The sequence below is a fragment of the Alcanivorax sp. HI0083 genome (assembly GCF_001635175.1).
Window position 1 is genome coordinate 1 of record NZ_LWFX01000187.1, and the last position, 9,606, is coordinate 9,606.

Below are 9,606 nucleotides of genomic sequence, written 5' to 3' on the forward strand. Positions count from 1 at the left end.
GTGTGGGTGATAGCCCGCCGGTCAGCCTTTATCGTAAGATTGGCAATTGTGAACAACTTCAAAATTTCACGGTTGAGCCTGCGATAGGCCCGATGATCGCCTAGAATGGCGCAACCATTTTCCGGGGGGCGGGTCAGAGGCTGAGCCGGTGGCTCCGTGATCGGGCTGTAATGCTTTTACAATCAGGTTGTTATGATGCGTACACTCCTTGCTTCGCTGTTGGTCTTGTCGCCCTTTGCGGTGATGGCTGATCTGTCTTCCGGCAAGATGATCTATGGCTTGCACGAAAACGTGCATATCAAGGAGTTGGGCATTACCGTGCCTGCCAAACTGGATACCGGCGCAGGTTCAGCCTCCCTGAGCGCCCGTTATATCCGTACGTTTGAGCGCGATGGCGTGGAAATGGTCGAATTCGACCTGGCCATCGACCGCGATGATCGGGAAGACTGGGGTATTACCACGGAACAATGGGATGATGTGGAGCTGCCTTTATCGGGGCATGTGCGTATCAAGCGACGGGCAGAGAGTGTGTCGCCGGGTGATCGGGACTATAGCCGTCGTCCGGTGGTGACCCTGACTGTCTGCATGGGCAAGCGCCAGGAACAGATTGACGTTAACCTGACAGACCGCAGCGAGTTTCGTTATCCGTTGCTGATGGGTTCCGAAGCGCTGCAGGGCCTGGGCGCATTGGTGGATCCGTCGCTATCAATGGCGGTGGGCGAACCCGGTTGTCAGGCCAGTGAAGACAATAGTGAAGACAAGGTTGTCGAGAGCGACGACGAGACGATGGAGGCTGCCGAGGCGCTATAATGGGTTCTGTGAAGTTGCAAGCGCGGCTGCTTGCCGTTTTCCTGCTTTTGTTGGGGGGCGGCAGTATTGCTTACCAGTTGCTGGTACAAAATGTGCCGCTGAGCCAGGACGAGAAAGATCCGGTGTGGGTGGTCGATGCCCAAGTGTCTTTCTCGGCCAAGGCCAACAAGCCCGTCAAGGTGCGCATGTTCGTGCCGCCGCTGGGAGTGGGTTATACCACCCTCAATGAAAGCTTTATCTCCAACAATTACGGCGTGAACGTGAATGTGGAGAAGGGCAACCGGCAGGTGACCTGGTCGTCCCGTCGCGCCGAAGGCAACCAGTACCTTTATTACCGCCTCATGCTGACTCCGCGCTATGCGGATGCCCCGGAAAATGACCCCGGCCCCCAATTCCGCCCGGCTCCTACGCTGGATGGCCCGGATAAGCTGGCCGCCGACGCGCTGCTGGAGCCGATTCGCCAGCACTCGGCGGATGTGGAAACCTTTATCAGCGAGACCATCAAGCGGGTCAATGAACTGGAGAACGATAATGTCCAGTTGCTGCTGGGCAGCGATGTGAGCCCGGAGAACCGGGCCAATGTCATTGATTTGCTGCTGGCGGTGGCGCATATCCCGGCCGAGCCAGTCCATACGCTACGCCTGGCGGAAAGCCAGGAGCAGCAGCCGGAGCTGTGGCTGCGCAGCTTCAACGGCAAGAAATGGCTGTACTTCAATCCGCTCAATGGCCAGCAGGGTCTGCCGGAAGATCGTCTGGTCTGGTGGAGCGGCCCAGGGCCGCTGCTGAATATCGAGGGCGGCAAGTCTGCGGACGTGAGCTTTAGCGTGCACGAAAATGAAATGAGCGCGTTGCAGCTGGCCCAGTCCCTGCGTCTGAAAGACGTGAGCAGTTTTATCGATTTCTCCCTTTACGAACTGCCGTTACCTGCCCAGCAACTGTATCGCATTCTGGTAATGATTCCGGTGGGCGTCATGCTGGTGCTGTTTATCCGTTCGCTGATCGGCATGGAAACCCTGGGGACATTTACCCCCGTGCTGATCGCCCTGGCGTTCCGTGAGACGCAGGTAGTCTGGGGGGTATTGCTGTTTACCTCCATCACCGCCATCGGCTTGTCGGTGCGCTCCTATCTTGAGCATCTCAAATTACAGTTATTGCCCCGGCTTTCTGTGGTGCTGACCTTTGTGGTGATTGCCATGGCGTTGATCAGCCTGCTGGGCTACAAGCTGGGCATGGGCTCGGGTCTGTCGGTGGCGCTGTTCCCCATGGTGATCCTGACCATGGTGATCGAGCGGACCTCCATCGTCTGGGAGGAGCGTGGAGGCACCCAGTCATTGAAGGTGGCACTGGGCACGCTGGTAGCAGCCATTTTCTGTCATCTGCTGATGGTGTGGCAGCCGCTGGTGTATTTCGTGTTCACCTTCCCGGGCGTGTTGCTGTGCCTGGCCGCAATCATGGTGTTGATGGGGCACTACCGGGGCTATCGCCTCACCGAGTTGTTGCGGTTCCGTGCCATGGTGGACGGGGATAAGCGCTGATGTTCTGGTCGAAAACCCGCAAGGCTTTGCGCGCCCGTGGCGTGATGGGCATTAACCAGCGCAACGGCGATTATATCCTGCGCTATAACAAGCGCAGCCTGTACCCGCTGGTGGACGACAAGATCCAGACCAAGCAGATGGCGCTGGATGCGGGCATCCGGGTGCCGCACATGTATGGCACCATCGCTACCGAGCAAGGAATCAGTACCCTGCACCGGGTGGTGGAGCAGCACCGGGATTTTGTAATCAAGCCCGCACAAGGCGCTGGCGGCGATGGGATCATGGTGATTGCCGATCGTTTTGAGGATTATTTCCGCTCCGCCTCCGGGCGCATCATCACCACCGAAGAGCTGGAGCACCATATCTCCGGGATCATTTCCGGTATCTATTCCCTGGGCGGTCATCGCGACCAGGCGCTGATCGAATACCGGGTGCGTTCCACCGAACTGTTCAACCGGATCAGTTTCGAGGGGGTGCCGGATATCCGCATCATCGTGCTCAAGGGGTATCCGGTAGCCGCCATGCTGCGCCTGCCTACCCGGCAATCCCAGGGCAAGGCAAACCTGCACCAGGGCGCCATTGGCGTGGGGCTGGACCTGGCGTCCGGGGTCACTCTGGGTGGCACCTGGCATAATCTGAAAATCGAGCGTCACCCGGATACTGCGAACCCGGTGGCCGGGCTCACCGTGCCGGACTGGCAGGAGTGTCTGGAGCTGGCGGCCCGTTGCTACGACCTGACCGGCTTGGGCTATCTGGGGGTGGATCTGGTGATGGATCATGAGCATGGTCCGATGATGCTGGAGCTGAATGCCCGCCCGGGCTTGAATATCCAGATCGCCATGGACGATGGTCTGCTGCGCCGTTGTCAGATTGTCGAGAAGCAGCTTGAGGCCCTGAAAGACGAAACCCGTCCGGTGGCTGAGCGTGTGGCATTCTCAAAACAACAGTTTGCGGTTGCCGGCCCGGTGGCGGCGCAAGAAGAGTAACCGTGAGCAAGCGGCAAGCCTGTCGCTTTCCTGCCTTTGCAAGCCGCTTCAGCGAATCCCTTCCCCCTGTTGGTTGCCCTGCCAGAGTAGTGTGATCAATGGGTCCTGTGGGTTGCCCAGCACACTGTAGAACCGGTACTCCGCTCGCATTGTCCCTCTATCGTCTCGCAGATCAATGGTGGCCAGGCCGTGGGTGGCACGGGTGAAGCGTTGCTGTTTGCTGGGAGGGCCCAGGTCGTTGTTGATGCTGGCGGCCCCGGAAATCAGCTGGCGGGTGCCCTGGTATTCTCCCTCGTCGGACAGCACGTGGTCATGACCGCCTACCAGCAAGTCCAGGTGGCCGAGTAGTTTGGGCTTGAGTGACAGGTTGATCATCTCGCCGGCGTCACCGTGGGAGCCGGTGCTGAACATGGGGTGGTGAGCAAAGCCCAGGCTGAAGCGGCAGCCGTGCTGGCGAGCTGTATCCTGGGCCTGTTCCAGCCAGCTGCTCTGGCGGCGGAAGTAATACCATTTTTCGAACCAGGTGGTCTCCAGGCTGAAGGCACAGGCGTCCGGCCATTGTTCAAAATAATAGAAGTGAGGAAAGTGGACTTGCGGGTAGCGTCGCGCCACTTGCAGCCAGGCCTCGCCGCTGCCTTTCCAGTCATGGTTGCCCAGCACCAGATAGAAGGGGATGCCCGCGTCCATGGCCGGTTTCATGGGAGTGAGAAAGCGGCTTTCCAGCAAGGGGTCGTCGGCACTGGTGATGCCATCCGGATAGACAAGATCGCCCAGGTAGCGGACCTGGTCACATTCCAGGTTCACCAGCGCCTGACCCATGGCCATGGACGGTGCATTGCCCCAGCCGCCATCTCCCACAGCGCAGATTCGCTGCCCGGCCAGGGGCTCCTGATGAACCAGCCAGGGGCCGTGGGGGGTATGCCACCACCAGCCCAGCGAAGCAGCGATCAGGGAAAACAGTGACGCCATCAGCAGCCAGCGAAGTCTTGGGCGCATAAAGCAAAGCAATTTCAATTACATGGGGGGCCGAGTGTGGCGGACCGGCATGACGGTGAAGTGACAGCCGGTGGGTGCGGCGGCCATCGGGAGGATGCGCCCTGGGCCCGCGATTGCTATACTGCGCCGCCCAATTTTTGAGCTGTCCCCACAGCAACGCAGGTTTTTCGATGACAGAGGCAAGCCAACCAATCAAGCGCCGCGCCATTGCTCTGGTGTCCGGTGGACTGGACTCCATGCTGGCGGTGAAAGTCATGCAGGAGCAGGGCATCGAGGTGGAAGGGGTTAACTTCTACACCGGCTTCTGCGTGGAAGGGCATACCCATGCCATCCGCAAAAAGGACAAGGACAAGGAAAAGCGCAACAACGCCTTGTGGGTCGCGGAGCAGCTGGGCATCAAGATGCACATCATTGATATCTCCGAGGAGTACAAGGATGTGGTGCTCAACCCCAAACACGGTTATGGCGCGAACCTGAATCCCTGTCTGGACTGCAAGATCTTCATGGTCAACCAGGCCACGCTGATGATTAACAAGGCCCGCGAACTGGCGGGTGACCGGGGCTTCGATTTTATTGTTACCGGTGAAGTGATCGGTCAGCGCCCGAAGAGCCAGCGCAAGGAGACCATGCCGATCATCAGCCAGGAGTCCGGTGCGGATGACCGCTTGCTGCGCCCGCTGTGCGCCCAGAACCTGCCGCCCACCCTGCCCGAGCGCGAAGGCTGGGTTAACCGGGACGAGCTGCACGACTTCTCTGGCCGCAATCGCAAGCCGCAGATGGCGCTGGCCGCCAAGTTCGGGCTGGATGACTTTGCCCAGCCCGCCGGCGGTTGCTGTTTCCTGACCGATGAATCCTATTCCAACAAGCTGGCCGACCTGTGGAAGGCTCGCAACGAGCGCCGTTACGAGTTGGACGACATCATGCTACTGAAAGTGGGGCGTCACCTGCGTCCGCAGCCCCATTACAAGCTGATCATCAGCCGAGAAGAAGGCGAAAACCGCTTTCTGGAAGGCTATCGCTACCAGTTCACCAGCCTTACTACGGTGAGCTGCCCGGGGCCGTTGGCACTGGTGGATGGTGAGTTTGGCAGCGAGGCGGAGCTGGAGCAGGCGGCTGCCATTGTGGCCCGTTACTCCAAGGGGCGGGTTGACGAGACGGTGACCCTGGAAGTGCGTAGCCCTGATGGGGTCGCCCGGGAGATTACCGTGGCGCCGGCACAGCCGGATGCGGTACTGGCCAGCTGGAATGTGGGTTGATTCGACGATGACCTCTCCCCTTAACGAACTGGATGTGCGTCGGCTGCTGTGCCCCATGCCGGTGATCAAGACCCAGAATAAGGTAAGAACCCTGGCCACTGGCGATACGCTGAAAGTGGTCTGCACCGACCCTGGCGCGTTGAGCGATATCCCGGCCTGGTGCCGAATTAACGGCCACGAGGTGCTGGAAATGGGCGAGCAGGGCAACGAAGTTTTTGTGGTGCTGCAAGTGGGCGAAGATAACGGTGCACTGTTTTAGTGCTTCGCACTTATTGAGTGCACCGTTGCTGTGCACCAAAATGAATCATCTTCCCTGGTTTCTGCGATTTAGGCGGAGAATGCGCTAAAAAAGGGCTGGCACGGTATTTGCCTCCCTATTGGCAAAGCTGGCCCAGTGGCCGAGAATACCGGCTCCTTGTGCTGCCCTTACCCAGAGCGGTACGACGAGTCAGAGACAAACCCGCTGTTCCTTAGGAGGACGCAAGATAATGTCTGTTAAGACCCTCAAACTGATCAAAGAAAACGATGTGAAATGGGTGGACCTGCGCTTCACCGATAGCCGTGGTAAGGAGCAGCACGTAACCCTTCCGGTTGGCGAAATCGATGAAGATTTCTTCCAGGACGGCAAAATGTTCGATGGTTCTTCCATCGCTGGCTGGAAAGGCATTAACGAATCCGACATGGTCATGATGCCGGATGACGAATCCGCTGTACTGGACCCGTTCACTGACGTTGCCACCCTGAACCTGCGTTGTGACATTCTTGAGCCGAACACCATGCAAGGTTACGAGCGCGACCCGCGCTCCGTTGCTCGTCGTGCCGAGGAATACCTGAAATCCACCGGTATTGCTGACACTGCGCTGTTTGGTCCGGAGCCGGAATTTTTCGTATTTGATTCCGTGCAGTGGAAGTCCGACATGCAGGGTTCCATGTACAACATCCACTCTGAAGAAGCGGCGTGGGTATCCCATGAAGATTTTGAAGGTGGCAACATCGGTCACCGTCCGGGCGTGAAAGGCGGCTACTTCCCGGTTCCGCCGGTAGACAGCCTGCACGATCTGCGTGGCGCAATGTGTTCTGCCATGGAATCCATGGGCCTGAACATCGAAGTGCATCACCACGAAGTGGGCACCGCAGGCCAGTGTGAAATCGGCGTTGGCGCCAACACCCTGACTGCCAAGGCAGACGAAGTACAGATCCTCAAGTACTGCGTACACAACGTGGCTCACGCCTACGGCAAAACCGCTACCTTCATGCCCAAGCCGCTGATCGGTGATAACGGCTCCGGTATGCACGTGCACGTGTCTCTGGGCAAAGACGGCAAGAACCTGTTTGCCGGCGACGGCTATGCTGGCCTGTCTGACGAAGCGCTGTATTTCATCGGCGGTATCATCAAGCACGCCCGCGCCCTGAACGCCTTCACCAACGCCTCCACCAACGCCTACAAGCGTCTGGTGCCCGGCTTTGAAGCCCCGGTAATGCTGGCCTATTCTGCCCGTAACCGTTCTGCTTCCATCCGGATTCCGTTCGTGAACAGCGCCAAGGCCCGTCGTATTGAGGCTCGCTTCCCTGATCCGTCTGCGAACCCGTACCTGTGCTTTGCGTCCCTGCTGATGGCTGGCCTGGACGGCATCAAGAACAAGATGCACCCTGGCGATGCCATGGATAAAGACCTGTACGACCTGCCGGCTGAAGAAGCGAAAGACATCCCCACCGTGGCGCACACCCTGACCATGGCGCTGGATTGCCTGGAAGAAGATATGGACTTCCTGACCGAAGGTGACGTGTTCACCAAGGATATGCTGGAAGGCTACATCGAGTTGAAGCGTGGCGAGATCGAGCGTCTGAACATGACCCCGCACCCGGTTGAGTTCGATATGTACTACTCTTGCTAATTTCCTTCGGGAAGCAGCAGAAAAGAGGCCCCCGCTAGTCGGGGGCTTTTTTTTGCCTGAAAAAAAGCGTGCTATTTTGTGCACTTACCCCTTTTCTGGGCGCAGCAGTCAGGCCAGAATCAAGGACAGTCATAGGGAGATAACAATGAAGAAGTCGCTGATTGCCGTTGTTGCCTTGGGGTTGATCTCTGGATCAAGCCTGGCGGCCACCGCGGAACAGGAAGACGGGGCCAGCCGGACAGAGGCTTCTGATGCGCCGGCGTCGAAGATTTACCGGACCACCGATGAAAAAGGCAATGTGGTATTCACGGATCAGCCTGGAGAGAACAGCCGCTCCGAGGAAGTGAAACTGAAAACCACCAATACAGTGCCAATCAAGAAGGTGGAAATGCCGGAGGCGGTGTCGGCGCCAGAGGAAGAGGCGGCGGACCCCACGGTGGAGGAGTACACATCGCTGACCATTACCTCCCCGGAAAGCGGCTCCACACTGCGTAACCCGACTGATGCTGTGTATGTGTCCGTGAACCTGCAACCTGGGCTGCAGCCCGGTGATAGCCTGGTGTTGCTGGATAATGGCGCAGAGCAGCCTGCGATGCAGCTGGATGCGCCGGAACGTGGGGTGCATAACCTGATCGTGAAAGTGGTGGGCGAGGATGGCGAAACCCGTATCACCTCCGAGCCGGTGGAAGTGTACATTCACCGCAGCACGGTCAGTGACTTCCGCAACTTCCCCGGTGGTGGCAGTAACGGTGGTGCTGCGCAAGTCGGTGGTGCAGCCGACCGTGGTGGCTCGGCCAATGTGGGTGGCAGTGCGTCAACCGGGGGCGCTGCCAGCGTGGGTGGTGGTGCAGATCGGGGCACCGCGGCCAAGCCGGCAAAACCGAATCGGAGCATCCGCAACAACTAATGGTGCACCTTAATGGTGCGTCCTGCCCTTCCTTCCCTTTAAACTCATCAATAGCAGGCTTTTACGCCTGTGCTGCAGGCCGCTGATACCCGCTTTGTCGGGCTGATCTACAGGTGGCCTGATAATTGCTTGTGCCCTGTTATGGGCCAATTTCTGATGGGTGACATTACGTTGCACAAACGACTACTGGATCACCTGCGTACCGCAGTGATCATGCTGGACGATGCCCTGTGCGTGCGCTACCTGAACCCGGCGGCGGAAATGCTGTTGGCGACCAGTACCAGCCGCGCCGTCGGCCAGCCTCTGCCCGGTTACTTTTTCGATGATGAAGAGGCGCGCCTCGCCATTCAGCAGTGCATTGATGATGAGCACCCCTTCACCCAGCGCGAAGCGAGGCTGTCGGTGGCGCCGGGCCATGAAATCATGGTGGATTATTCGGTCAGTCCGATTAACGAGCCGGGCCAGCCTTTGTGTCTGTTGATGGAAATGCAGTCGCTGGATCGCTTGCTGCGGATCAGTCGTGAAGAAGCACTGATCCATGCGCACCAGGCTACCCGGGCACTGGTGCGGGGTGTGGCCCATGAAATCAAGAATCCGCTGGGTGGCATCCGCGGTGCGGCCCAGTTGTTGGAGCGGGCGCTGCCTGATCCGGAGCTGACCGAGTATACCAAGGTCATTATCGATGAAGCCGACCGGCTGCGGTCGGTGGCAGATCGTATGCTCGGCCCGCGTAAGCCGCCGGAGTTCCGTGCCGTAAATGTGCACGAGTGCCTGGAGCATGTGCGCCAGTTGTTGCTGGCGGAATACCCCAAAGGCGTGGCGATCTGGCGCGATTACGACATCAGCTTGCCGGACGTGATCGCCGACCGGGACCAGCTGATTCAGGTATTACTGAACCTTATCCGCAACGCCACCCAGGCGTTGCTGGAATCGAAGACGCCGGCACCGCGCATCACCATGCGTACCCGGGTGTTGCGCCAGTTCACCATTGGCGCCCAGCGTCACCGTTTGGTGCTGCGCATGGACATTATCGATAACGGCCCGGGCATTGCCGAGGATGTGCAGGAAACCCTGTTCTACCCCATGGTCAGTGGCCGTGCCAGCGGCACCGGGCTGGGGCTTTCCATTGCACAGTCCATCATCAGCCAGCATCAGGGGTTGATTGAGTGCGAGAGCCAGCCGGGTGCCGCTGGCACGGCCACTGACCATGGGGTAGAACAG

General features: G+C 58.8%; 9 protein-coding genes. 8 read left to right on the top strand and 1 reads right to left on the bottom strand.

Annotation, left to right across the window (positions count from 1 at the left end; all coding sequences use genetic code 11):
* Nucleotides 1–192: 192 nt before the first annotated feature.
* The 3 genes from A3754_RS01970 to A3754_RS01980 are packed head-to-tail and all read left to right on the top strand — an operon-like array spanning nucleotide 193 to nucleotide 3,331.
* Nucleotides 193–810 (top strand): RimK/LysX family protein, encoded by a 618-nt coding sequence (locus A3754_RS01970; RefSeq protein WP_082872494.1) that lies wholly within the window; start codon nucleotides 193–195, stop codon nucleotides 808–810.
* Nucleotides 810–2,345 (top strand): inactive transglutaminase family protein, encoded by a 1,536-nt coding sequence (locus A3754_RS01975; RefSeq protein WP_063518705.1) that lies wholly within the window; start codon nucleotides 810–812, stop codon nucleotides 2,343–2,345. Before A3754_RS01970 ends, A3754_RS01975 begins: the two co-directional genes overlap by 1 nt.
* Nucleotides 2,345–3,331, top strand: a complete 987-nt coding sequence (locus A3754_RS01980) for an alpha-L-glutamate ligase-like protein (RefSeq protein ID WP_063518706.1) — start codon at nucleotides 2,345–2,347, stop codon at nucleotides 3,329–3,331. The genes A3754_RS01975 and A3754_RS01980 overlap by 1 nt, the downstream gene beginning before the upstream one ends.
* Before the next feature lie 48 nt (nucleotides 3,332–3,379).
* Here the strand turns inward: A3754_RS01980 and A3754_RS01985 are convergent, their stop codons facing one another.
* Nucleotides 3,380–4,327: a metallophosphoesterase gene (locus A3754_RS01985; protein ID WP_063518707.1), complete on the bottom strand. Its 948-nt coding sequence runs from the start codon at nucleotides 4,325–4,327 to the stop codon at nucleotides 3,380–3,382.
* A gap of 170 nt (nucleotides 4,328–4,497) precedes the next feature.
* On the opposite strand from A3754_RS01985, the gene A3754_RS01990 reads away from it, so the two are divergent.
* From A3754_RS01990 to glnL, 5 genes are all read left to right on the top strand, one after another.
* Nucleotides 4,498–5,583, top strand: a complete 1,086-nt coding sequence (locus tag A3754_RS01990; RefSeq protein ID WP_063518708.1) for a tRNA (5-methylaminomethyl-2-thiouridylate)-methyltransferase — start codon at nucleotides 4,498–4,500, stop codon at nucleotides 5,581–5,583.
* 7 nt (nucleotides 5,584–5,590) lie between these two features.
* Nucleotides 5,591–5,842 (top strand): sulfurtransferase TusA family protein, encoded by a 252-nt coding sequence (locus tag A3754_RS01995; protein WP_063518709.1) that lies wholly within the window; start codon nucleotides 5,591–5,593, stop codon nucleotides 5,840–5,842.
* A 229-nt stretch (nucleotides 5,843–6,071) separates the two neighbouring features.
* A complete protein-coding gene (gene glnA, locus A3754_RS02000; RefSeq protein WP_063518710.1) occupies nucleotides 6,072–7,478 on the top strand; it encodes a glutamate--ammonia ligase in 1,407 nt (468 codons plus the stop codon).
* A gap of 145 nt (nucleotides 7,479–7,623) precedes the next feature.
* Nucleotides 7,624–8,385: a DUF4124 domain-containing protein gene (locus A3754_RS02005; RefSeq protein ID WP_063518711.1), complete on the top strand. Its 762-nt coding sequence runs from the start codon at nucleotides 7,624–7,626 to the stop codon at nucleotides 8,383–8,385.
* Nucleotides 8,386–8,526: 141 nt separating this feature from the next.
* Nucleotides 8,527–9,606: nitrogen regulation protein NR(II) (gene glnL, locus A3754_RS02010; RefSeq protein WP_063518712.1), on the top strand; the 1,080-nt coding region annotated here is incomplete at its 3' end.